We start from the raw sequence: 23024 nt of genomic DNA on the forward strand, positions 1-23024 counted from the left end.
TTAAGATGAAAATTATTAGATTTTTTTTCAATACATCTCTTTCCATATATTTGATACGATTTATATGTAGCATAAATTATTCCATTTAGGAGGCTAATACATCAATAAAAAGAGTTTAGTAGTAATTCCATTAGCAACCGGGCTGGTGTTTGGATCTTTACTTCCATCACAGACGACTGTATCTGCTGATACATCTAAGGTGAGTAAGGTGGAGGCACCATCACTCAGTAATGTAGATGGAGAATTGATTGAAGTGGCTGACCCTTATATCTCTTTAGAAGAAGGAAAGTTTGTGATAAGTAATGAAGCCGAATTGAAAGAAAAAGTATCTAGTGAAGATTATCAATCAATTACCTCTTCTTTGAATCTTATGAATGATAATATTGAAAAATCAGAGAATCTTGTTCATGAAGAAGAAAGCGTAACAGTAGTAGGGAGTTCATCCGCTAATCCAGCAAGCAATCAAGTGTCTACCAATACAGTAACAGCTGCAAGTCAAGGGAAAAGTGGAGTAGATTATTACTGGTGGGGTTACAAAGTATTTTTTGACAGTTACCAAACACGGCAAATCCGCAATACACTTCTTGGTGGTGCAACAGCTGCTGGGGTAGCCAATCAACTTTCTCCGTGGTTTTCCGCTCCGTCGGCTGCTATTAAAGCTATTTCAGGAGCGATTGCCGCTGGGGGGACAGGACTTGCCGGTATAATTGCTTCCAATGACAATGGAAATGGAATATGGATCCGAGTCACGGGTTATGCTGTTTATACTGGTATTGGACCTCAGTAAAGGTAAAAAGAACACCACCCTTGGTGTTCTTTTTATGTTTTTAAGGAATTGATTGAAAGCGAAATGATAAAAGATATTGAATTCACCAATAACAAAGAAAATAGCACCAGGGTGATACTTTCTATGTATTCAAAAGCACTAAGAAAAGCAAAAATTACGATACTTATATTCGTAACGTTATGTGAGAAGAAACCGCTTTTGTAGTTTACCATTCTCATTCGTTCATCTTTTGGCTCATTTGAATTGAAGAAGAATTCCGTTACAACACCTGTTAAACCAAATAAGATCATCACTAAAGAAAAAAGTAGAAAGTCAGTACCGTTAATTACGAAATTACCAATTCCTATTAATAGAAAGATAACAGAAGAACTGTAATTCCTTCCATTTTTTAACGTTTCTGAGTTCATTACACCTTGTCCTCCTCATAGTAAAAAAGTTCATCAATTCTTACGTTAAACACTCTTGCTAGTTTAAAGCTTAGTTCAAGGGAAGGATTAAACTTTCCTTTTTCAATCGAAATAATCGTTTGTCTGGAAACATTCACTTGAGCGGCTAAATAACTTTGAGAAAACTTGTAGTCTTTCCTATATTCTGTTAAAAAATTCTTAATCATTGAATCACTCCGTATTACCGAGTATAAAAGATAAGAGATGATATGTAAAGTTTTGTTTACACATTTTTTTATTTTAATAGAAACTAATAGAATCTTATAAAGTGAGTTATATCATTTAATTTATTGACCAAGTGATGTGATCTTGTGATCGAGAAAGAAGATTAGGGTAGCGTGAGGAAAAGCTTTAATTTGTAATTTTTCCCTTCTATACATTAATTTAGATGTTATTATAGTAATAAATAATGATGTTCGTAATAACTTAAATGTATAAAATAGGGGGGGTTCATAAAGAGATGGGGATCGGGTCTTTAATTCAAAACAGAAGGAAAGAATTAAAGTTAACTCAAGAGGAGTTAAGTAATGGGATTTGTTCCATTACTTATATAAGTAAAGTAGAAAACAATAATATTCAACCTCATAAAGAAATACTGGACTACTTACTAGAACGGTTAAGCATAGACCCAAAAGACTTAGCTTTATTCGATTCGGAAACAATGAATGAAAAAGCACGTAATGTATATAAGGCTATGGAAAGTCCAAAAACCTATTCACAAGCAAAAGAGCTGGTTCCTGATTTTATGGATTGCTATTATCAGAATACTAACCCTGCGACAAAAGCCACTTGCAGTATAGTGATAGCTTATTTTAATATAAAAGAAAAAAAATATAAGGAAGCCATTCCTTATATAGAGTTTGTGGATAATCATTTTGAACTTATACCAAAAGACCTGCAATATAATGCTCTTAAAACAAAAGGTTTCTACTTTCATCAAACAGGCAAATTAAAAGACGCTTTGAACATATACTTACAAGCTGAAGATTATGCGAAACAACAGGAAATAATAGATCAGGAGTTACTTTATCAACTAGGGATGCTCCATTCTAAGCTTAATCAATTTAAAGTATCTAATGATTATCTGAGTAAAGCATTAAAAGCATATAATTCACTTCTAAATGTAAAGAGAATTATAGAGTGTAATATGATTATTGGTATAAATTACAGCCGACAAGGGACATACAATAAAGCAAAAGAGGTCTTCCTTACTTTATTGAATAATGATGAAGGAACCATTAACCAAGCTTATTTAAGTAGTATCCATCATAATTTAGGGATTGTGTTTTTATACATGGATGAGATGGATACAGCTATTAACTATTTTAAAGAAGCTATGGCATTAAAAAATAAAGATGAAGATAAGATTTATACTCTATATTATTTAGCCTATATAAACAAGCATAGAGAAAATTATGATGAAATGATGGACTACTTAAACCGAGGTATCAATTATAGTCAAAATAATCTTGCCATGCATTATAAGTTTAGGATATTCAAACTAAACGTGCTGGGGAAGAAGCAGCAATTAATTACTCTTATGGAAAATGAGATTCTAGCATATTTCAAATTAACTCACCCAGTGGTTTACCAAGAGATTCTTTTGTTATTAGCTGAACTGCATAAGGGTCTAAGCCAGTACAAGAAAAGTACGTATTACTTGGAAAAGTATATTAATTTAAATCAAATTAAAAGCAGAAAGGAAGTATTATTATGAAAAAAAAGGTTTTGGCATCTATTCTAATCATGAGCACCATTCTCCCAGCAAATCTAGCTTTTGCACAACATACGCCAGTCACAGTGGATTCCAAGCAATTCCATAAGACCACAAATATCTCTGCTCAAATCGATGTAATTATAGAACCAGATAACGACGAATATCCAGATATTTAACTTTTAGTAAGGGCCTGATTACTTTTTTGAGTCCACTGAAAAACTGTAGTAAATTCTAATCTAGAAAAATAAATAGCGGTTTTCGGAATACATTTTTCCGAAAACCGCTATTTTAATTATGATTTATAAAGGGTTTCTCCATTATTGGTTCTTCAATATTACTATTCATTGAAGACTAACATAGCTGTATGTGATTTCAGGTTTCAAGACGCAGTGTTTCCAGCCCGCGTTTAATGGCTTTGATTTTTGTAATATAAGAAGACACATAAGAAATAAATAGGAGCAGCTAATACAGCAAAAACAACGCCAGAGAACATTTCGTCTTGTGTATATTTGCCGGAATAAAGTAAGAAATATAATAGCGTAGAAACGATATAGGCCCAACCAAAAACGAACAATAATTTCTTATCACTCAATCTAATCCCACCTTTACCATAGGTTAGTCAAATCTAAGAGGTTCTATCCATTATATCTTTTATAGAATTTGGTGACTAATGATGATGCTTATCAAAATTTTGTAAACAAAATCGCCGGACTCCTGTAGAAAACAGGGACCTGGCGATTTTTTTTTTAGGTGCAGGGTAGCGGTTAGCAGTCATTTTGTGGAAGATTACCATAGTTCATTTAAATATAAAAACATGGCACACATCAATGACGCTGTGTTCTCAAGCTCTCTATTTGTGTAAGGTTTCAGCTTTTTGATTGAAGGGATATCTGATATAATCAATCTGTTCTATTGTTGTCCAAAAAGTGTAAGTTACACCACACCATACTTAATTTGATAGTTTGATAACTTGATCACTGCTGAATACTGAGATCTAATAAGTGAGTCAAGACTACCCAACTATTGAACACGTAATAAAATCATACAAACAGAAGAGGAAGGACACAGTTCTTGAGTTAAAGTAACATAGTCAATGAAGTAAGAATAAGGTAACTAGGTTAAGGAGTTTAAAATAAATGGTTAACAAATTAAAAAAATTATTAAAGACCCCGTTTGTACGTAACGTAATGATCATGGCAACGGGGACAGCTGCTGCTCAGCTCGTTAATATTCTGCTGCAGCCCATCATTACCCGTTTATATGGGCCGGAAGCTTATGGTTTAATGGGCACATTTATGGCGATTGCTGCTATTATTGGTCCTGTCGCAGCTTTTGCGTATCCTATTGCTATTGTACTTCCTAAAAGGGATAAGGAAGCAAAAGGATTGATACGGCTATCTTTGTATATTACGACAGCTGTAGCTGTTATTGTAGGTCTTATTTTGCTTTTCCTGCATCAGCCGATTGTTAATATTTTCAATATGGAAAGCATAGCTCCGTACTTGTACTTAATTCCTATCGTTATTATATTTGCAGGTCTTCTGCAAGTTTCTGAGCAGTGGTTTATACGAACGAAACAATTCGGTGTTAACGCCAATGCCACCTTTTTTCAAGCTATTTTACTAAATGGAAGTAAAGCAGGGGTGGGTTTCTTTTATCCGGTTGCCCCTGTACTCATAGTTCTTTCATCTTTGAATAATGGTGTAAAAGCGTTGTTCATGATTTTGTTTGCCAGGAAGTCCAGTTATAAGAGTTCTAGTGAAGAGGATGATGACAAACCCGTATCTCTTAAAGAGCTTGCGAAACGTCACAATGACTTTCCGATATTTAGAGCGCCGCAAGTGTTTATCAATGCTATTTCACAGAACCTTCCTATTATATTGTTAACTAGTTTATTTGGCCCGGCTGCGGCAGGATTTTATTCTATATGTAAGACGGTTTTAAGTATGCCGTCCCAGCTGATCGGTAAATCGGTAGGCGATGTTTTTTACCCGCGTATCACGGAAGCTGCCCATAAAGGAGAAAGCATTACTCATTTGGTGAAAAAAGCAACTCTTGCTTTAGCTGCCGTTGGTTTTCTTCCCTATTTAGTTGTCATTTTATTTGGTCCCTGGCTGTTCAGTTTCGTATTCGGTACAGACTGGGTGACGGCAGGGGAATACGCCAGGTGGATAGCTCTATGGATGTTCTTTATGTTTATTAACCAGCCAAGTGTGAAATCACTGCCTGTCATGGGAGCGCAAGCCTTTCACTTGAGGTTTACTATTTTCAATTTAGTCATAAGAATGGGGCTGTTGGCTGTTGGATATTTTGTATTCTCAAGCGATGTAGTCGCTGTAGCATTATTCGGAATTTCCGGTGCTGTACTGAACATAATTTTAATTCTGCTTACTTTAAGAATGACGAAGAAATTCGACTAAAGGAGGGATGAACAATATGGTAAAGATGTTTGTAAGCGGAGATATTGTGAATTATGAACATAATGACGGTTTGATATGCTCAGAAGGGTTATCTAATGTGATCTCTGCTGCTGATTATTCGGTTTGTAATTTTGAAGCACCTATTGAGAAATACGGCAGTCCCATTCCTAAATCTGGACCGCACCATTTCCAGCGCAAGGGGACAATCGATGGCATAAAACAACAAGGGTTTAATATGATGTGCCTGGCTAATAACCATATTATGGACTATGGATCAGCAGCCTTAAAGGCAACCATAGATGAAGCTAGGTCTCTTAAATTAGACACCATTGGTGCTGGACTTACCTTTGATGAAGCTTATAAACCTGTCATAAAGACAGTTAACGACCTTAAAGTCGGGTTCATTAATGCTAGTGAAGCGCAGTTTGGGGTGAAAGATTATTATTCGGATGATGATCAGCCCGGCTATGCATGGATCAATCATAAAGAAATAGACAGGCAGATTACTATATTAAACCAGGAATGTGATTTCGTTATCGTTTTATCCCATGCCGGGTTAGAGAATTACAGTATCCCTCAAAAAGAATGGCGCAACCGTTATAAACATTTTTGTGATTTAGGAGCGGATGTAATTGTAGGATCTCATCCCCACGTCCCACAAGGGTACGAGCATTACAATGATTCCTTAATCTTTTATAGTTTAGGAAACTTTTATTTTGACTCAAAAAACTATCATTCTAAAGAAGATCGTTCTTATTCCGTCATGCTGAAATTCGATAAAAATGAGAAGGTAAGCTTTGAACCGGTCTTTCATCATAAGGAAGATGGCCACGTGCAGCTGTCTACTATAGAAAAACAAGTCAATTTAGAGGAACTGAACTCTAAATTAGGTGATGGTTATGAAAAGCTGCATGAAGAAATGTCATTACAGATTTACAATAAAACGATCAAAAAGAATCTGATTTATTCCCTGGTGCCATTTACTTATGATGGAAGTCTCAAATCATCCGTTAAAAGAGCATTAGGTTTCCTACTCAAAAGAAGAAAGAAACCAGATAAGACATTACTATCCGTCCATTTACTCCGTAATGAAGCTTATTATTATGCGACAAAGCATGCGATGGAAATCATCGCCAGAGAGAAATATGGAAGACGATAATGTTATGAGGTGCATCACGAGCAAGTAATTATTCTGCTCATGATGCACCTTTTTATATATCAGCTTATTCTAGATGTTCTCCTTTTATTAGGTTGTTTTTCCTAATTATCCAAAAAATGAGACTTCATAATTGTCCTTTCCTGTGAAGAGGAGTAAAGTGGCTTGATATTGATAGTATTCATAGGAAAGGTGGAAGGAAGTATGCAAGAGAGTTATGTGAAAGTCAACGACGTCAATCTTCATTACGTTACAGAAGGAGAAGGTGAACTGATGCTGTTCCTTCACGGGTTCCCTTACTTCTGGTACAACTGGCATCACCAAATGGAAGAATTCTCAAAGGATTATCAAGTCGTCGCTGTAGATATGAGAGGGTATAATCTTTCCGATAAGCCGGAAGAGGTCTCTTCCTATGAGATGTCGATTCTGGTCGAGGATGTGAAGCAGCTGATTGAAGCTTTTGGGGAGAAGAACTGTATTTTAGTCGCTCACGACTGGGGCGGTGCCATTGCGTGGACGCTTGCTTACACGGAGCCTGATTATGTGAAGCAGTTGATCATGTTTGACGCGCCTCATCCGTACACATTCAGGCGTGAACTGAAGGAGAACCCCGGGCAGCGGGAAGCGAGCAGTTATATGGGATTTTTCCAGCGGCCGGACGCTCATGACAAGTTATTGGAAAACAATGCGGAGCGGTTGAGAAATATGATGACGGAACCTGGAAAGGAAAAAGGGTACTTGACCGAAGCGGAGGAGCAGAAGTACGTCGAAGCGTGGATGCAGCCTGATGCGATGAAATCGATGCTTCATTATTACCGGGCGGTTTCCTTCTATCCGTTCGAAGAGCATATAAAAAAGCCGCTGGATCTTCCCTATCAAATGTTCGATTCACCGACATTGATCATTTGGGGCGATGCGGATCCTGCTTTTGAAAACAGTAATCTGGACGGCGTGGAAGACTACGTCCGCGACCTTACCATTCATCGTATGGAAGGGGTAAGCCATGCCCCGCATCATGAACAACCGGAAACAGTCAATCGTTATATGCGGGAGTTTTTAGGAGAAAAGAAATAAATGTTGGGTTTGCGTTAGAGAACTAAAGAATGGCTTGGCACGAATAGTTTTCTGATCTCCGGCACGAAAGGCTGGTAGAGTACTTGAAATCGCCTGACTTCTGTATTACACAGGGGCCAGGCGTGAAAAACACGCCGCCCATCCAGACGTCGTGTTTCCATCCTATATCGTTACAAAATCCTTCTCTTTAAGAATCTTTTTCACAAACTTAGCTGCCCTCACCTTTAAACGCAGGGCAGGAGATAGCTGAACCTCGTAATCTTTGTTTTTAATAACGTTACGAAGTTCTTCAATTGTATGACACTCAGGGAAGTGATTGACGACGGCACCGTATTGAAAGAACTGGTGGGTATCACTGCCTGCGACTGCTGAGATGTCATACTTAGCCGCGAGTTCGTCTACTTTACTTTTCATCTCTGTTCCGTATTTGTAAAGATCTTTTCCGTTAATATCGAAGGCATCAAAGCTGGCCAGTGTTTCTTCTGTGTGGTGGACCCATGGGGTTGATTCTCTATAAGGGTGTGCGCCGATTTTAATGACGTTCAATCCTTTTAGAAGTTCGTTCAGGTCGTTGACTTTGATGAAGTTATGTTCTTCGGTATGTTCCTTTAACTGATGACTGATGCCTTTAATCGTTTCGCGTTCGGCTACGACGAGAAAGTGACCGGTTTCAAGGACGTCGATCTCGATCCCTGGAAAGACTTTGACGCCGTCTACGTCATAGTAGTTATGTTGATAGGGGAAGTGGGTATCCAGCATGTGGTAAATGTCATCGAAATTCGGTGCGTTAAAATGTTCCGTGAGTGCCAGGGCGTCCAGTCCGCTTTCTTTCGCTTCTTTTATTTTGCTGCGGAACTCTTCTGGTGTTACGGCGAGTGCTTTCGATAGATTGGCGTGGGTGTGAAAATCGATTTTCATATAGTCATCTCCTGTTTTAAATATAATATAAATGTCCTGCGACATGGATAATCGTTAGGATTACAGCGCTGGCCGCTATAAATTGGTATTCTTTCCCCTTAATTTTCAAGTGGGATAATTTCTGCTTTTTCGCTTCTTCACTATAAAGGGAGTAAGAAAATCCTCTTACTTCCAGTGCTTCTACTGTGGTTCTCGTACGTTTGGCTGTATTCAACATCATCGGGTAGAACGCTTTAATGACGATGACGACGTAATAATAAACGAGCTTCCATTTTAAAAATCCGGCTTTCTCAGGTGCTTTTCCCCTTAGTCGGAAGGACTGGATAATCTGCTGGTACTCATCCATCAAAATCGGCAGCATGCGGTACCCATAGGAGACAGCGAAGCTGAACTGCGCGGGTACGCCAAAGCTTAACAAGGCATCACTGAGCTTCTCAGGATCCATACTGGCAAAAGCTGCAATACTCGCAATCGACATAATAATGATTTTCAAAGTGAGCGTGACTAAGGAAGCATAAGCTTCAAAATCTCCCCCCATGAAAAAGACGACGAGAAAGATATAGCCTAACTCCCCGATCACACCGATCGCTAGTAAAAAGATGATCAGCGGGCTTACTCTAGTAATTAAAGCCAGCGCCGACGTGTAAATGGCAAGACCGATTAAAATGACGAAGTTGAAGGTGAACCAGGGAAGCAGGCTGACGATCAAGTACCAGATCATGATGACTCTCGGATCTAACTGCCCCATGTACGTTTCTTTTTTTCCATAAGCGGTTTTCAAGAGCTCAAGTTTCACCCATTCAATGTTAAAAGACTTTTTAAAACGTTCAACAAACTCCATGAGGTATGCCCTCCTTGATGCGGCTCGTAAACTCGTCCACCGATAAAGCAGCCGGGCGCATGCCTAGTTCAATAGAAAGCTGAACGATCTGAGGCGGGACGAGCCCTGCTCTTTTCCATACGTGTCCATATTCGAACATCTCCCGCGGGGTCCCATCAAACGTCACTTCGCCTTGCTCCATGACGATGACGCGTGTCGCCCATTCGGCTACCAGCTGCATATCGTGGGTAGCTACCAAAACGGTGGCAACGGAATCCATCTCCTGCAAAATTTCTATTAATTCTTTACGGCTTTGCACATCGAGGCTGGCCGTAGGTTCATCAAGCATAAGCAACGTTGGATTCGTGGCTAAGCCGATCGCCATCGAAGCCCGTCGCTGCTGCCCTCCGCTTAACAGCCGGCCGTCTTTCTCAAGCACCTCTTCCAAGCGAAAAGAGCGGATGAGTTTATCTATAAATGAGGAATCATCCTGATCTCGTGAATGCGAAAAGAAGGTCAGATCATTTTTAATAGAATCCTGAATAAACATTTCTTCTGGATTTTGAAAAATGTAGGATACCCCTTTTGATAACTTCTCAAGCGATCCCTTTTGAAAAGAGTGCTCCCCGATAAAGCCGCCGCCTGATGTCGGTTTGCTCATTCCTGTCAAACACTTCATAAGAGAGGTTTTCCCTGCGCCATTCGTGCCGACGAGTGCGATTCGTTCGCCGGCGTGAAAGGACGTGGAAATTTTATTTAAAATGGTTTTTCTTTCATTGGACAGCGTTTTTGCAGAGAACGAGAGATCCTCAAGCGAAGCTATGGCTTCGTTTTCTTGAGTAAGACTCTCAGATTCACGCTCTCTTTTAATGAATTCAAGACCTCTAAAATACGTTTGTCCGTCTTCGATCGTGATCGGGAAGTTATAGGCATCGAGTGCCAGGTCACAATGTAAAGCAGCCTGCGTGACTTGTGGCGGGAAGATGTCTCTTTTTAATAAATCATCGATCTGTAAAAGTCCCTGGCGAACGGGATGCTTCCATAACACTTGTCCTTTATCGACTAACAACACGTCGGTACAGAAATCTGCGATGAATTCGGTATGGTGTTCAATGACAATGATCGTTTTTCCGTATTCCTCTTGAAGGACTTTCAATCGTTTATAAATTTCCTTGGCATGGTGCGGATCGAGCTGAGCGACGGGTTCATCAATAATCAAGATTTGAGGATCTAAAGCGAGTACGCCGGCGATCGCGGCTAAATGCTTCTGTCCGCCGCTTAACTGCCAAATGCTCTGATCCTTCAAGTGTTCAATGCCCAATGTCTCAAGAGCCCAAAGTGCTTTTTCCATAAAGTCCGGATCCCCGAAGTTTAATGGAGCGAAGGAGACATCATCGAGCACGGTCGGTCTCATCAGCTGGTTTTCATAATCCTGATACACGTACCCCACTCGAAAACTCATTTCTGATACCGTCATTTGCGAAACATCGGCCCCATCTACCTTAATCGTCCCGGAAAAATCTCCGGTATAGTAATTGGGAATCAGCCCGTTGAACGTTTTGCACAGGGTCGTTTTCCCGCTGCCGTTTCCGCCGATGACCGCTAAAAATTCACCCAGTTCAATTGAAAGTGTCGCGCCATTTAGCACATGCTCTTTCGTCCCTGGATATCTAAAGTGAACATCGTTCAGTTCGATAATCGGTTTCATGCCGATTTCCTACTCTTCGTACCGGTGCGGGACTTACTAAATTTCACAGCGGCAATAACGACGGAAACAAAAATCACAGCAGCAGCAGAGATCGGCAGCCAAATGTACCCTTCACCGAACTGTTCTAAAAATTCCGGCTCCCAAACAGCAAAGTTGATATCCATCGTAGCCATGAACTCGGAGATCATCGCAACGAACATGAGAAAAACGGCAATGATAACAAATCGAACGGATACCCACTCGGTCATGGAAGCTTTCACGCGTCCTTGTCTTGGTTCAATGCCCAGCAGCGGCTCGATTTTTCCATAAAGTTTAGGAATGAGATAGAGAGCAGGAATGAGCCCGAACAGCACGCCGGAAATGACCATCTCGGTGACAAAGCTGACCCCTTCAATCGCCAGGATCGAAGCCGGAAGACCCGGAACGGCTTCAAGCTCTTCAATACCAAACCATACTTTACCGACGTCCACGACGGTACTTAACATCTGGTCAATCATAACGCCGACAATCGCCGCAATCGCAATTTGCTTCCTGCTGTTTAAGTTAGTTACTAATAGCCCGGCTATGTACATCGCCAACGTGAACTCGATAAATCCTTCAAGCTCCCCAAGGCCTCCGAAATCACCTAACAGAAGATCACCGAAAATAATTTCACCGACAGAAGCACCAAAAGCTGCGTACCACGGGTTAAACAACATAACTAAAGTTAAAGGAATAAAAGCTAAGTAAGAAATAGATAACTCCACTGGCCCAATCGTGAATTCCGGCAGCAATTCAGTAAATAAATTCGCAAGACCGAACAGCGACATCGATAAAATAAATACCATCATTTTCTGTGACTGTGTATACTCGTTTCTCTGCATCCCCATTTTGTAATTCCTCCTTAATGTAAGTTCAATTTGATTGTAAAACTTCAAAGTTAAGGAGAATTGCAGGAAATGTATAGTTCACGTAAAGTAATTAATCTTTCTGTTAAAAATGAAAGTTTTTTTTCATAGGAGGGAGAAAAGCCTATATACTAAGCCCTGAGGAGGGATGACATTGAATAGTTTAATCACGATAGACGACAAGCAGTTAACTAGAAAACAACGGCAGATCGCCGACGTCATTAAAAAAAGAGGAACAGCCGTAGCTTATATGACCGAGCAGGAAGTAGCGGATCAGGCGCGAGTCAGCATCGCATCCGTCTCAAGATTCTGGATGATGATCGGCTTTAAGAACTTCAAAGATTATAAAAATGAGATCAAAAAGAAAATAGAAATCACCCCCGAGAATAAAATGAAAAATTTCGTAGACCAGATCGACGACGGTGACTTGTTCAGCCAGCTGATCGAACAGCATTTCAAGAACCTCGTCCTGACGAATAACCATTTTGACAACCGACAATTCAACGAAGCTCTAAACACAATCGCATCTTCCTCCACCGTGTTCATCCACGCACCCGCGTCATCCGAAGGACTCGGCGATTTACTAGACTTCCGGTTAAAAAGATTCGGCATCCATACCGAACGAATGGCCAAAAGCGGCCACGAAATCTATGAATCGCTTCTTCACCTGGACTCTAATTCCGTCATCATCATCTTCCAGTTCGTCGACATCCTGCCCGAAACAAAAGTGACCCTCGAATACGCACGGGAATGCAACGCCAAAACCATTCTCATAACCGACCGCTTAGTATCGGAAATGGGAGACGCCGCTGACTACGTCTTGTATGCCCACCGAGGAGAAATGTGGGAATTCCATACGATGGTCTCTCCCGTAGCTTTGCTTGAGGCGCTTGTCATGGGAGTGGGGATGGCGATGAAAGAGGAGTCGCTGGAGAAGTTGAGGGTGTTGAATGAGGTGCGGAAGAAGTACAGGCATATTGTGCCGAAGTGATGGGGGGAGGGGGGTTTTGGCAAATGTCAGAAAAGAGCCGCGAAATGTAAGAATAAGTGCGCCAAATGTAAGAAAAAAGTCTTTAAATGTAAGAATTATGGCTATGTTGGTCCAGTAACCTCAAGATCGAGCAAATAGGGGACGATTTCTTTTTAACAGGCATGGGAAGCAACTCGTTTTTGAGTTATTATTCAGTAAATGAATATGAAGTATAGTACCTTCGAGTGGGTTGTTTATAATAGTCTAATTAAAAGACTATTATGAACAGCCCCTTTTCATTTCGTTTAAGCTTCATGATCGTTCTCATCTCATGAAGTCATTCTCATGCTTTCTCCATCATAAATAATATTAGAAAAGATATGAAAAAGTAGAATTTTTTGTATTTTATAGAGGTATTTTAGAATTTATATAGTATTAAATACTTATATAATATTATTTTGCATAGTCTTTAAGCGGGGGAGGTGAGGTCATAAAGCCAAATTGTATCCATTGCGGCCAATTGATTGATTCAGGTGCAAACTTTTGTGGAGGTTGTGGAGGGCAGCAGGTATGTTCCTCGTGTGATGATCCTTTGACGAAAGGACAACGATATTGTGCGAAATGTGGAGATGAGGTACAAAAGTCTGAAGTAAGTACTGTAGAGAGTAAACAGGGGCGCCGGTCGTTTCCAATGTTTATGTGGGCAATCCTAGGTGGTTTAGTAGTTCTGTTTTTCTTTCAATATTTATTTTCTGATGACGCAGAGGTTTTTAGCTTTGGAGGTTTTAACCAATCACCTGAAGTGGTTGTGGAAGAAGTGTTTGAAGCTGTTGAAATGGGCGATATGCAGAAGGCTGGACGATTTATGGACACAAGCTTACTTTGGGATATGGATTTCGATAGTGATGGTGTTCCCCCTTACGTAACGATTGATGTTCTGGATATGGAAAGTGAGACTTCGGGAAATTACTCTTCTGTTTATGCGACGGTAGAAGTTTATCCTGAACCTTATTTTGGAAACCCTGTGTCATTGTTTATTGAACTTGAGCGTGTGAACGGGAAATGGATGATTTATGAGATAGACGAGTATTGATGGTTGGATCGATGCTATCTTTTCTTCATCACAATTGTAAGGCCACAACGTAAGAATTGATTTTATGAAGGGAGAGAATCTATGAAGTATTGTACACATTGCGGGGAGCCGCTATCAGAAGATCTTACGTTTTGTACGGCTTGTGGAACTAAACAGGAAGGGGATCAGGTTCCTTCTCCCCAGAGTGAAAGGAAACAGAGAGTTCCGAAGAAACCGATGTCCAGGAAAAGAAAATTTACTTTACTGTCTGTTTTTCTGGCAGTCGGCCTTTTGATCGGTGCACACTTTATGATTACGAATTGGATCGATCCATTAAAAACCGTTCAAGCGATGGACCGGGCGATGACGGAACAAGATGCGGATGGTTTTTTTGAACAAATGGAATTGAAGGATGACGCCGTCATTCATAAAGAAGAATACTTAGAATATATAGAAGGATCGGACTGGGAAAGCATTCGTTATCAACTATCACAGGAATTTGAGGATAACAGCAATGAACCGTTTGATTTTGCCGTCCGTGATTATGACGGGAATAAGATCTTTAATATAAAAAAGAACACCATTGTGCCGGGGCTGTATCATTCTTATACGATTGAAGGGATTCCCAACCAGGTGACAGCAGCGACAAATATGGAAAACACAACATTTACGTTTGAAGACCAAACGGTTGAGCTTAAAGAAGAAGAAAAATATGTAGATGTGGCTCTTGCTTATCCTGGTCAATATGAAGTGAATGGAGCCGCAGAGAACGCTTTCGGCGAGTTTGAATATACGGATACAATCGACGTTTATCCGAACAACGCTAATGAATCAGAAGTCAATGTTACTTTTGCAAGTGACACAGTTACGGTGGACACCAATCAGGAAGATGCTGTGTTATTCATTAATGGAGAAAGTACGGAGAAAACATTAGGTGAGTATGAAGAGCTTGGTCCTTTTCCTGATGAAGAAGTGATGCTTCATGCGGAGTGGAAGGATGAAGACGGTGAAGTTCATAAAAGTGAAGAGATGAATCAAGATACTTTGTACTGGGGAGCTCTCTCTTTTCATTTTGAAGAGGAGAATGAGGACTTCTATGCCTCTGATTCTGAACAGGAAGAGGAAAGTGTAGAGGCTTCCGCAGAAGAAGAAAAAGAAGAAGAAGTTGAAGAAGAAAGCGAAGAAGCTTCTGAAGAAGAGGAGTCTTTGGATGAAGACTTGACTGTGGGCGCAGAAGATCATGTGCTTGACTTCAGGGTTATGTATGAAGATGCGTTGAATTACCGTGACTATAGTATCGTATCTTTTTATTTGGAATCAGGCAGCGATGCTGATGAGGAACTGGAGGAATATGTAGGGGATTTAGAGGATAAAGGATTTGATTACGATTTCACGTTAAATGAAATACTTTCTTCAGAGATGGAAGACGAAGAGACGGTGACAGTAACAACGAATGAGCAATTTATCTTCACGAACCACGAAGGGGATCAAACCCATTACGACCGCGTGAAGGAGTATACGGTTATAAATTCAGAGGATGGTTTTAAGATTACGAAGATTGATATCGATGATACAGAAAGAAATGAAATGTAATCATTTGATGCGAGCTTCGATGCCTGCCTGACTGGATTGGAAGGAGCAGTACTGTGTGCCATTCACTCAGGTGCAGAGATTGATGTCTCCCAGTATAGCCGAGAAAGGTATGCATCCATATGGATCATAAAGGTGAAAAGGAAGCGTTATCCTTTTTGTGAATCATTAGAACTGTATCTTTATAATCATAAATTTGGGTTAAAATCCATTTAATTATGTAAAAAAGACTAGTTAAATGGATTTTTTTGCTATAATGGTAAGGCTAGTCATCCGATTCATTATAGATTACTTGAGGAGGATGACTTTTTATCTTAGGAAAGGAGTTTATAAGAGGAAAGGGATACGCTTCTGAACAGTACTTATTGCTTTCATTTGTCTCGTGTTTTTCCATACATACAAAGAGCGTATTCGCATAAAAAATTTCATAGTAAAGGATGGTTTGATGAAATGTCCGCAATGTAATCATGAACAAGGATCAGGAAAATTCTGCGGGGTCTGCGGCAGTCCGTTGAGTTCTGCGGGGGCGTCTGTTGAAACAGAACAAGCTGCTACCGCTGCGACCATGGAACACAAGCCGGTTACGACCAATTCGGAATCGGTCGAGAAAGTAAAGAAATTCTCTGGAGATTACGGGCAAGGAGCACTACGTTTCTTGAAACGGCCTTCATTAGCTTTTCGTGCAGGGGAAACGGCATTTGCGCAAGGGCTTGCAACACTAATAATTTATATGGTTGCCTATTCTCTCAGCATTTATTTCCTGGCGAATTCCTTGTTTAAACAAATGGGATTTGGTTTAGGGGTACAGTCTCTGCCATTCTTCGGGGTGACCTCAAGGTTATTTTTAATTTCATTAATAGGGATCGTCATTTGTTTAGCTGCTCTATTTGTTATGGCCAGGTTCATGAATCTGCAGATGAGTGTCAAACGTTTAATTGCTCAATACGGCGGATTGATCACACCTTTTGCCGCAATCAATGTAATTGCTATTATCTTCGGACTGAGTGGCGCCATGTCTATGACGATGCTTTTATTAGGAGGATCTGCATTTTTTGTTCTTATATTAGTGCCTGCCCTATTTATCTATCACCACGGATTGACGTCTAAAGCAGAGCCACATGTATTCTATTGGAGTACGGGAACTAGTTTACTCATTATGATCGTTTCTTATTTATTTTGGAATTGGGTCATTTCAGATATGTTGGATGAATTGGACTCTTTCCTTTCCTTCTTTTAGTATCAGTCGATTTTCTTAGATGAGTATTAGCTTCAAAGGAGAGGTTTTATTGAAATATTGTACGATATGTGGACAGACAATCACAGATAACCAAACGTTCTGTACTTCTTGTGGAGCTAAGCAGGGTGATGAAGAACAAGCTGCTAAACACGAACATACGCCTGAAGTCTCACCATCACGTCCTGTTCAAGAACGCAGACCAAAGAAACCGATGGCGAAAAACAAAAAAATTGCACTTATCTCTATCGCTGCAGCCTTAGTTATTTTAACGAGCGCTCATTTCATCATTTCTTCTATTATAGACCCATTAAAAAACGTGCAGGCCATGGACAGGGCAATCACCGAGCAGGACCCGGATGCTTTTTTTGAACAAGTGGATTTAAAGGAGAAAGCTTTAGTAGATAAAGAGGAATACTTATCATTCATCGATTCTTCTGGCTGGGAGAGTATGCGTTACCAACTAATAGAAGGATTTGAAGGGGAACAAGGGAAAACGTTCGATTTTTCTATTCGTGATGAGGCAGGAGATAAAGTATTCGCTGTAAAAAAAGATCCTCTCGTGCCTGGCTTGTATTCTACCTATGATATCGAAGCCATTCCTAATCAAGTGGTAGCGGCTTCGAATATGGAAAATACAAAGGTTACTATTGAAGGGAAGACGAAAGAGATCAAGGAAGCCTCTGACTTCACTGACCTTAATCTGGCTTATCCAGGAGAATATTCAGTAGAAGGAACTGCTCAATCGGAGTTCGGAACCTTCGAGTACAGTGATACACTGACTGTCTATCCGAATGAGGGCAATGAATCTGAAGTAATGATCGATTTTCCAAGTAATACGTATGCCATAGATACCAATCAGCAAGACGCCATTCTGTTCATCAATGGAGAAAGCACGGAACAGCCTCTATCTGAGTACACAGAATTAGGCCCATTTCCTACTGATGAACAAGTGACCGTCCACGCGGAGTGGAAAGACGAGGAAGGAAACACGCATACTACCGATGAGGTGGATCCGCAGTCCAGCATGTGGGGAGCATTGTCTTTTTATTTTGATGAGCCGACCGAGGAAGTGTATGCAGGGGAACAGACGAACAGCAGCAACGATGCCGGCTTTGACGAGGAAGAAGTAGAAGACTTCATGCTGCAATTCCTGGACCAAAGCGTGGAAGCCTTGAATGTCCAGGACTTTACTATTGTCGCGCCTCTTTTTAATGATGATGGATCCGGCAAAGCTGAGTCTCAAGAATTCATTGAATCAGGCAGGGTCGACACTGAGACGCTGCTGGATGGAGAATTGATAGATTTAGTAGAATTGGAAGAGGATGAATTTGAAGTGACGATGAGTGAGAGTTATGAAATCTATTACTCAGACGGAGATTTTAAAGAACCGACTTTGGAATCGACGTATCTGCTTACGGTGGAAGATGGGGAGTTGAAAGTCGACTCCTACGTCAGTATTGATTAAGCTCGTTATTTGGTGGCTGCCTCCGGCACGGTAATGGCCGGAAATAGGTCACTGCTCTGGAAAAGCCAGGGCAGTCGATAACGGAACATGGCAAATGTAAGAATTACCGGCTGAAATGTAAGTAAAAACGCGGTGAATGTCGGAGTAAAGCCGCGAAATGTAAGAATAAGTGCGCCAAATGTAAGAAAAACTTATTCAAATGTAAGAATTACAACTACGCTCATAAAAAGCATAGAACTAAAAAACGTCCACCAGAACATGTTCTGGTGGACGTTTTCCCTTATACATAAAGGATTTTTTTAAGCACTCGGTTTCAACTCTTCTTCAAGCGGAATATCCTTATTCAGCCCGCGGCGTGCCGCAATAAAGAAGGCGGACACAATCGCAACGGTAATGATGGCAGCTGCCACATACGAAACATTTAACGATAAACCGAAACCAATCGGCGCGTTTAGAATATAGGTGAACGTCGCCATTGTCATAAACGTTGCTGGAATCGCGGCGATCCAGTAATTTTTTCTCGATAGGAACAAGTACATGGCTCCGACCCATAAGGCGATAACTGCCGTGGACTGGTTGGCCCAGGAGAAATATCTCCACAGTAATGTGAAATCAATGCGTGTCAGTACGAATGAGATCACAAATAGCGGTACGGCGATCCAAATACGACTTGCGATTTTCTTTTGAGACACATTGATATAGTCAGCAATGATCATACGGGCACTTCTGAAGGCTGTGTCTCCTGAAGTGATCGGCAGTACGATGACACCAAGAACAGCAAGCGTTCCTCCGACAGCTCCAAGCATCGCAATGGAAACTTCGCTCACTACAGCAGCAGGACCTCCACTGGCAAGTACTTCGTTAAGACCGGCAGAACCGTTGAATACACTCATGGCAGCGGCTGCCCAGATCATCGCGATAATTCCTTCAGCGATCATCATGCCGTAGAAAATGCGGCGGCCTTGTTTTTCTTTTTGAGTCGTTCTAGAGATAATCGGCGTCTGTGTCGCATGGAAACCAGACAGCGCTCCACAGGAAATCGTTAAGAATAACAGTGGAAAAATCGGCGCGTTATCCGGGTGCATGTTCGTTAACGTAAGCTCTGGAATCGGTGCTCCTGTGATGACAAGAGAAGCTCCGACACCGATGGCACTGATTAAAAGCAGCGCTCCGAAAATCGGGTAGAAACGTCCGATGATTTTATCAATCGGAAGCATTGTAGCCAGCAGATAATAAACAAAAATCGCTCCAATAATGATCGGCAGGGCGAGCCAGCTGCTCGTCATATTGTGCAAGAGATCAGCGGGGGCTGAGACGAACACGGTTCCTACAAGGACAAGCAGTAAAATCGCAAACGCGTTCACGACGTGCTTCATCACTTTTCCTAAAAACTTACCGGCAAGTTCAGGCAGGTGCGCCCCGCGATTTCGGATCGAAATCATCCCTGTCAGGTAATCGTGAACCGCTCCGGCAAAGATACAGCCAAATACAATCCACAAAAAGGCGACAGGTCCATAAAGCGCTCCGAGAATCGGCCCGAAAATGGGACCTACCCCGGCTATATTTAACAGCTGAATTAATGAATTTCTTTTTTCACCCATTGGCAGGTAATCGACACCATCGCCGTTCGTATAAGCGGGTGTCTGGCGGTCTGTGTTGACTCCGAACGTTTTCTCGACATATTTTCCATAAGTAAAATAACCAACAATTAAAAGTGCAATACTTGCAAGAAACGTAATCATTGCGGCTTCCTCCCTCGAATCTCTGTAATCGCTTACAAATAATCGTAACAAAACAGCGCTTACATTTGACCCGTTCGTGTCTATCATGTCGAAATATCTGTCTGACATGCAAAAAAACCGCCCTCAAAAAAGGACGGTTAGATTGTTTATATCGTGCTATGGATTGTATGTACCTGGTCGCCGGCGGGGCAGGGGCTTCAATTCGGACGCCCTGCATCGCAATTTCCACTTTTATCGAAAAAGGGTTTTAGGAAACAGCAAGACTCCTGTGGGAGATGCGGATAAGGGGTGACCCCACAGGGCTGAATAGCCCGAGGAGGCACGCCATTCGCCCACGGAAAGCGAGTGGTTTCCTAAAAACCTTTCGCTTTTTCGAACATGTGAAGGACGGTCTTACAATTCAAGCTGTTTTCTTAACTCTTTAACGTAGTTGCGGCTAACAGAAAGCGTGTCCTTACTGCCTCTAAGCTCAAGCTGATAGGCGCCGTTAAACCATGGGATTAAGCGATCGACATAATCCAGGTTCACAAGATAACTTTTATGAATGCGGAAGAATGAAAATCCTTTCAGACGCTCTTCCATTTCCTTTAACGTCCCCTTCGTTTCGTACACCTGAGTTTTTGCGACGATTTTTGTCAGCCGGTCTTCCCTGTATACATACATAATATCAGAAGGGGTGAGGTAATGGATTTCATCATCACCTTCAATGGCCAAGCGCGTGGGACGCGACGTTGCTGCTTCCACCGGCTGCAGCTTCTTCTCTAACCGGGCAATCGCATCGCCGAGCTGCTCCTCATCAAACGGCTTTAATAAATAATCAACGGCCTCATGACGAAAAGCTTCCACGGCAAAATCAGGGTAGGCGGTCGCAAAGACGATGGCCGGTACTTTTTTCAATTCCTGAACAGATGCAGCGACCTCCATGCCGTCCATTTTGGGCATTTCTATATCTAAGAAAATCACATCGGGCTGCAGCTGGATCGCTTTCATAATAGCTTCATCTCCAGAATCTGCTTCTCCTACAATATCGATTGAATCATAGGACTTCAGCAAGTAGATTAACTCTTCCCGGCTGAAACGTTCATCATCGACGATCAGTGCCTTGATTGAACCCATTACGCGGATACCTCCTTTCCTTGATGAGGAATATCAAATGATATAGTTGTTCCTTCCCCAGGCGTACTTTCAATGTGAAGCTTCGATTGTTCACCGTGCATATGGACTAAGCGTTTATTAACGTTCATAAGCCCTAGACCTGTACCTTTTTCGGAATGGACTTCTTTTTCTCCAAGGGTGGCTAAACGCTCAGATGTCATTCCGCTTCCATTATCAATAAGCGTGATTCTGACCGATTCGCCAAAATTACTTATTTGAATCGTAATTTCGCAGTCGTCTTCCTTATCTTTGATGCCATGCTTAATGCAGTTTTCGACGAGAGGCTGCAGCGTAAGCGGCGCTATTTTTACAGAGAGAGCGGAATCATCCACCTTGTAGTTCACGCGTAACTTATCGACAAAACGCGTCTCTTCAATGAGCAGGTAAGCTTTGACATGCTTCAATTCTTCATCAAGTGACGTCCACGTCTTCGTCGTAGCGCCAAGATTTTGTCGGAAAAATTTCGATAAAGCAATCAGAAGAGAGCGGGCACGGTCCGGTTTTGTGCGGATCAGCGACACAATGACATTTAAAGAATTAAATAAAAAATGCGGATTGATTTGCGCCTGCAATGCTCTTACTTCGGCTTCCCTTGCCAGCTCCTGCGCTTTCTCAGCCTCGGCAATTTCAAGTTGCTGGCCAAGCAGGGCACTCAGCCCTTGAATCAGCTCCAGCAGGACATTGGAAATTTCTTTTTCCGAGCGCACATAGAATTTCAGCGTGCCGACCACTTCATGTCGTTTCTTCAACGGAGCGATCACAGCGGCTCCAAGCGGACAGTCCGAATGGCTGCACTGGATGTCATCATGCGTCGCCACAATCAACGTCCCCTTTTGAATGACTTCTCTTGTGGCGTCAGTTTGAATATTTTCTCCGGAGCGGTGGTGATCATCCGCCTCTCCGACATGAGCCAGAATCTTCTCCTGATCGGTCATCGAAATCGCACTCACGTCCACTTCGTCATAGATAATCTGGCAGGCTTTTTGAGAGGAATCCTTCGTTAATCCTTTTCTTAAGTAAGCGACCGTTGACTCCGCGAGCTTCAACGCTTTCTGAGCCTGGAGCGCTCCCGCTTTTTCTTCCTCATTTAAAACATTTCGAATGATAAGCAAAAAGAGGGCAGCCCCCACGCCATTTGCGATAATCATCGGAAGCCCTATATCCTGTACAAGCGCCCATGCACGGGGAAAAGGCTGGGCGACGGCTAAAATAATGCCCATCTGCAGGGTCTCAGCCAGCCCTCCGATCAGAAGAGCCGTCTTCAGCTTCAGCGGCTTATCTTTTTTATGAAAAAAACCAGCAAGCACACCGGCGACAACAGCCGAAATCCCGCAGGCAAAGCCTGTAAAGCCACCGAGCGAGAAGCGGTGGATGCCGGCAATCAGACCGGCCCCGATCCCAATGCGGTATCCGCCGAACAGACCAGCAGCCACAATTCCGATTACCCTCGAGTTGGCAATCGCTTCACTCTCTACTAAATCCATCGCCCATCTTCCAAACTCAAGAGAGCTCGTATCATACGTAATACCTGTATACGTACCAATAATCCCGAATAATCCGAAAAAACCAATCGCCATCATCTGCTGTCCCGGATTCAAAGACTTACGGTCGATCAGCTCCCGGAAAAAACGGAACCTCGTTATAATGAAAGCCACCGTCACGATGATGCCGAGCCGCTCCAGCATCGGGAGAAGTAATTCAAACATCTGACTCGTCCTTCCCAGTCTTTTTGCTTCTATTGTAGCATGCTTGAAAACGTTTCATACAAATGGGGAATTCTTCCGTTAGTTGTGAAAATCTTTGAGGAGGGAGGAGTGAAAGGATTTAGACTTCGTTACATAGCCGCCACAGTATTATTTT

At 41.7% G+C, this 23024-nt stretch carries 20 protein-coding genes; 11 read left to right on the top strand and 9 right to left on the bottom strand.

Translation table 11 applies throughout. The features are described 5' to 3' along the window. Window positions 1–208: 208 nt before the first annotated feature. Window positions 209–787, top strand: coding sequence for a hypothetical protein (locus tag O2Q26_RS17015; protein ID WP_289217023.1), 579 nt, complete (start codon window positions 209–211; stop codon window positions 785–787). A gap of 32 nt (window positions 788–819) precedes the next feature. Here O2Q26_RS17015 and O2Q26_RS17020 read toward each other — a convergent pair whose 3' ends face one another. Together O2Q26_RS17020 and O2Q26_RS17025 are read right to left on the bottom strand one after the other, a co-directional pair. Further along, entirely contained in the window at window positions 820–1194 is a 375-nt protein-coding gene (locus O2Q26_RS17020; protein ID WP_289217024.1) for a hypothetical protein, read from the bottom strand. Beyond that, a complete protein-coding gene (locus O2Q26_RS17025) occupies window positions 1194–1400 on the bottom strand; it encodes a helix-turn-helix transcriptional regulator (protein WP_390216208.1) in 207 nt (68 codons plus the stop codon). The genes O2Q26_RS17020 and O2Q26_RS17025 overlap by 1 nt, the downstream gene beginning before the upstream one ends. 293 nt (window positions 1401–1693) lie before the next feature. Here O2Q26_RS17025 and O2Q26_RS17030 point away from each other — a divergent pair, with 293 nt between their 5' ends. The 5 genes from O2Q26_RS17030 (at window position 1694) to O2Q26_RS17050 (ending at window position 7600) form a co-directional block, all read left to right on the top strand. Beyond that, window positions 1694–2950, top strand: coding sequence for a helix-turn-helix domain-containing protein (locus tag O2Q26_RS17030; RefSeq protein ID WP_289217025.1), 1257 nt, complete (start codon window positions 1694–1696; stop codon window positions 2948–2950). Beyond that, complete coding sequence (locus O2Q26_RS17035) at window positions 2947–3126, top strand: hypothetical protein (protein ID WP_289217026.1); 180 nt, start codon at window positions 2947–2949, stop codon at window positions 3124–3126. Before O2Q26_RS17030 ends, O2Q26_RS17035 begins: the two co-directional genes overlap by 4 nt. Before the next feature lie 960 nt (window positions 3127–4086). Next, a complete protein-coding gene (locus O2Q26_RS17040; protein WP_289217027.1) occupies window positions 4087–5370 on the top strand; it encodes a lipopolysaccharide biosynthesis protein in 1284 nt (427 codons plus the stop codon). 16 nt (window positions 5371–5386) lie between these two features. After that, window positions 5387–6529: a CapA family protein gene (locus O2Q26_RS17045; RefSeq protein WP_289217028.1), complete on the top strand. Its 1143-nt coding sequence runs from the start codon at window positions 5387–5389 to the stop codon at window positions 6527–6529. Between the two features lie 162 nt (window positions 6530–6691). Then, a complete protein-coding gene (locus O2Q26_RS17050) occupies window positions 6692–7600 on the top strand; it encodes an alpha/beta fold hydrolase (RefSeq protein WP_289217029.1) in 909 nt (302 codons plus the stop codon). Between the two features lie 162 nt (window positions 7601–7762). Here O2Q26_RS17050 and O2Q26_RS17055 read toward each other — a convergent pair whose 3' ends face one another. From O2Q26_RS17055 to O2Q26_RS17070, 4 genes are read right to left on the bottom strand one after another with little or no spacing between them, the layout of a single operon-like run. Further along, the gene (locus tag O2Q26_RS17055; RefSeq protein ID WP_289217030.1) at window positions 7763–8518 is read right to left on the bottom strand and encodes a PHP domain-containing protein; all 756 of its coding nucleotides are present in this window, start codon (window positions 8516–8518) and stop codon (window positions 7763–7765) included. Between the two features lie 16 nt (window positions 8519–8534). Next, the gene (locus tag O2Q26_RS17060; RefSeq protein WP_289217031.1) at window positions 8535–9359 is read right to left on the bottom strand and encodes an energy-coupling factor transporter transmembrane component T family protein; all 825 of its coding nucleotides are present in this window, start codon (window positions 9357–9359) and stop codon (window positions 8535–8537) included. After that, window positions 9346–11046 carry an ABC transporter ATP-binding protein gene (locus O2Q26_RS17065; protein WP_289217032.1) on the bottom strand — a complete coding sequence of 567 codons (1701 nt, stop codon included), beginning with the start codon at window positions 11044–11046 and terminating at the stop codon, window positions 9346–9348. Before O2Q26_RS17065 ends, O2Q26_RS17060 begins: the two co-directional genes overlap by 14 nt. Next, window positions 11043–11915 carry a DUF8171 family membrane protein gene (locus O2Q26_RS17070; protein WP_289217033.1) on the bottom strand — a complete coding sequence of 291 codons (873 nt, stop codon included), beginning with the start codon at window positions 11913–11915 and terminating at the stop codon, window positions 11043–11045. The genes O2Q26_RS17065 and O2Q26_RS17070 overlap by 4 nt, the downstream gene beginning before the upstream one ends. Before the next feature lie 172 nt (window positions 11916–12087). On the opposite strand from O2Q26_RS17070, the gene O2Q26_RS17075 reads away from it, so the two are divergent. The 5 genes from O2Q26_RS17075 (at window position 12088) to O2Q26_RS17095 (ending at window position 18267) form a co-directional block, all read left to right on the top strand. Beyond that, window positions 12088–12924 carry a MurR/RpiR family transcriptional regulator gene (locus tag O2Q26_RS17075; protein ID WP_289217034.1) on the top strand — a complete coding sequence of 279 codons (837 nt, stop codon included), beginning with the start codon at window positions 12088–12090 and terminating at the stop codon, window positions 12922–12924. Window positions 12925–13408: 484 nt separating this feature from the next. After that, window positions 13409–13996, top strand: coding sequence for a zinc ribbon domain-containing protein (locus O2Q26_RS17080; RefSeq protein ID WP_289217089.1), 588 nt, complete (start codon window positions 13409–13411; stop codon window positions 13994–13996). A gap of 81 nt (window positions 13997–14077) precedes the next feature. Beyond that, window positions 14078–15568: a TcaA NTF2-like domain-containing protein gene (locus O2Q26_RS17085; RefSeq protein ID WP_289217035.1), complete on the top strand. Its 1491-nt coding sequence runs from the start codon at window positions 14078–14080 to the stop codon at window positions 15566–15568. A gap of 442 nt (window positions 15569–16010) precedes the next feature. After that, window positions 16011–16802, top strand: a complete 792-nt coding sequence (locus tag O2Q26_RS17090) for a zinc ribbon domain-containing protein (protein WP_289217036.1) — start codon at window positions 16011–16013, stop codon at window positions 16800–16802. Between the two features lie 49 nt (window positions 16803–16851). Further along, window positions 16852–18267, top strand: coding sequence for a TcaA NTF2-like domain-containing protein (locus O2Q26_RS17095; protein WP_289217037.1), 1416 nt, complete (start codon window positions 16852–16854; stop codon window positions 18265–18267). A 299-nt stretch (window positions 18268–18566) separates the two neighbouring features. Here O2Q26_RS17095 and O2Q26_RS17100 read toward each other — a convergent pair whose 3' ends face one another. The 3 genes from O2Q26_RS17100 to O2Q26_RS17110 form a co-directional block, all read right to left on the bottom strand. Then, the gene (locus tag O2Q26_RS17100; RefSeq protein WP_289217090.1) at window positions 18567–20009 is read right to left on the bottom strand and encodes a carbon starvation CstA family protein; all 1443 of its coding nucleotides are present in this window, start codon (window positions 20007–20009) and stop codon (window positions 18567–18569) included. Window positions 20010–20402: 393 nt separating this feature from the next. Continuing rightward, window positions 20403–21125 carry a LytR/AlgR family response regulator transcription factor gene (locus tag O2Q26_RS17105; protein ID WP_289217038.1) on the bottom strand — a complete coding sequence of 241 codons (723 nt, stop codon included), beginning with the start codon at window positions 21123–21125 and terminating at the stop codon, window positions 20403–20405. Further along, window positions 21125–22870: a sensor histidine kinase gene (locus tag O2Q26_RS17110; RefSeq protein WP_289217039.1), complete on the bottom strand. Its 1746-nt coding sequence runs from the start codon at window positions 22868–22870 to the stop codon at window positions 21125–21127. The genes O2Q26_RS17105 and O2Q26_RS17110 overlap by 1 nt, the downstream gene beginning before the upstream one ends. Between the last annotated feature and the right edge of the window lie 154 nt (window positions 22871–23024).

Origin of the sequence: Halobacillus campisalis (assembly GCF_030345335.1) — a bacterium.
In the GTDB taxonomy this organism is placed as follows: Bacteria; Bacillota; Bacilli; order Bacillales; family Halobacillaceae; genus Halobacillus_A; species Halobacillus_A campisalis.

What these genes read in the sequence shown, in the direction of transcription:
- O2Q26_RS17020 (WP_289217024.1), bottom strand. Translation starts at nt 1,194, where the DNA reads ATGAACTCAGAAACGTTAAAAAATGGAAGGAATTACAGTTCTTCTGTT.
- O2Q26_RS17025 (WP_390216208.1), bottom strand. Translation starts at nt 1,400, where the DNA reads ATGATTAAGAATTTTTTAACAGAATATAGGAAAGACTACAAGTTTTCT.
- O2Q26_RS17030 (WP_289217025.1), top strand. Translation starts at nt 1,694, where the DNA reads ATGGGGATCGGGTCTTTAATTCAAAACAGAAGGAAAGAATTAAAGTTA.
- O2Q26_RS17035 (WP_289217026.1), top strand. Translation starts at nt 2,947, where the DNA reads ATGAAAAAAAAGGTTTTGGCATCTATTCTAATCATGAGCACCATTCTC.
- O2Q26_RS17040 (WP_289217027.1), top strand. Translation starts at nt 4,087, where the DNA reads ATGGTTAACAAATTAAAAAAATTATTAAAGACCCCGTTTGTACGTAAC.
- O2Q26_RS17045 (WP_289217028.1), top strand. Translation starts at nt 5,387, where the DNA reads ATGGTAAAGATGTTTGTAAGCGGAGATATTGTGAATTATGAACATAAT.
- O2Q26_RS17055 (WP_289217030.1), bottom strand. Translation starts at nt 8,518, where the DNA reads ATGAAAATCGATTTTCACACCCACGCCAATCTATCGAAAGCACTCGCC.
- O2Q26_RS17060 (WP_289217031.1), bottom strand. Translation starts at nt 9,359, where the DNA reads ATGGAGTTTGTTGAACGTTTTAAAAAGTCTTTTAACATTGAATGGGTG.
- O2Q26_RS17065 (WP_289217032.1), bottom strand. Translation starts at nt 11,046, where the DNA reads ATGAAACCGATTATCGAACTGAACGATGTTCACTTTAGATATCCAGGG.
- O2Q26_RS17070 (WP_289217033.1), bottom strand. Translation starts at nt 11,915, where the DNA reads ATGGGGATGCAGAGAAACGAGTATACACAGTCACAGAAAATGATGGTA.
- O2Q26_RS17085 (WP_289217035.1), top strand. Translation starts at nt 14,078, where the DNA reads ATGAAGTATTGTACACATTGCGGGGAGCCGCTATCAGAAGATCTTACG.
- O2Q26_RS17090 (WP_289217036.1), top strand. Translation starts at nt 16,011, where the DNA reads ATGAAATGTCCGCAATGTAATCATGAACAAGGATCAGGAAAATTCTGC.
- O2Q26_RS17100 (WP_289217090.1), bottom strand. Translation starts at nt 20,009, where the DNA reads ATGATTACGTTTCTTGCAAGTATTGCACTTTTAATTGTTGGTTATTTT.
- O2Q26_RS17105 (WP_289217038.1), bottom strand. Translation starts at nt 21,125, where the DNA reads ATGGGTTCAATCAAGGCACTGATCGTCGATGATGAACGTTTCAGCCGG.
- O2Q26_RS17110 (WP_289217039.1), bottom strand. Translation starts at nt 22,870, where the DNA reads ATGTTTGAATTACTTCTCCCGATGCTGGAGCGGCTCGGCATCATCGTG.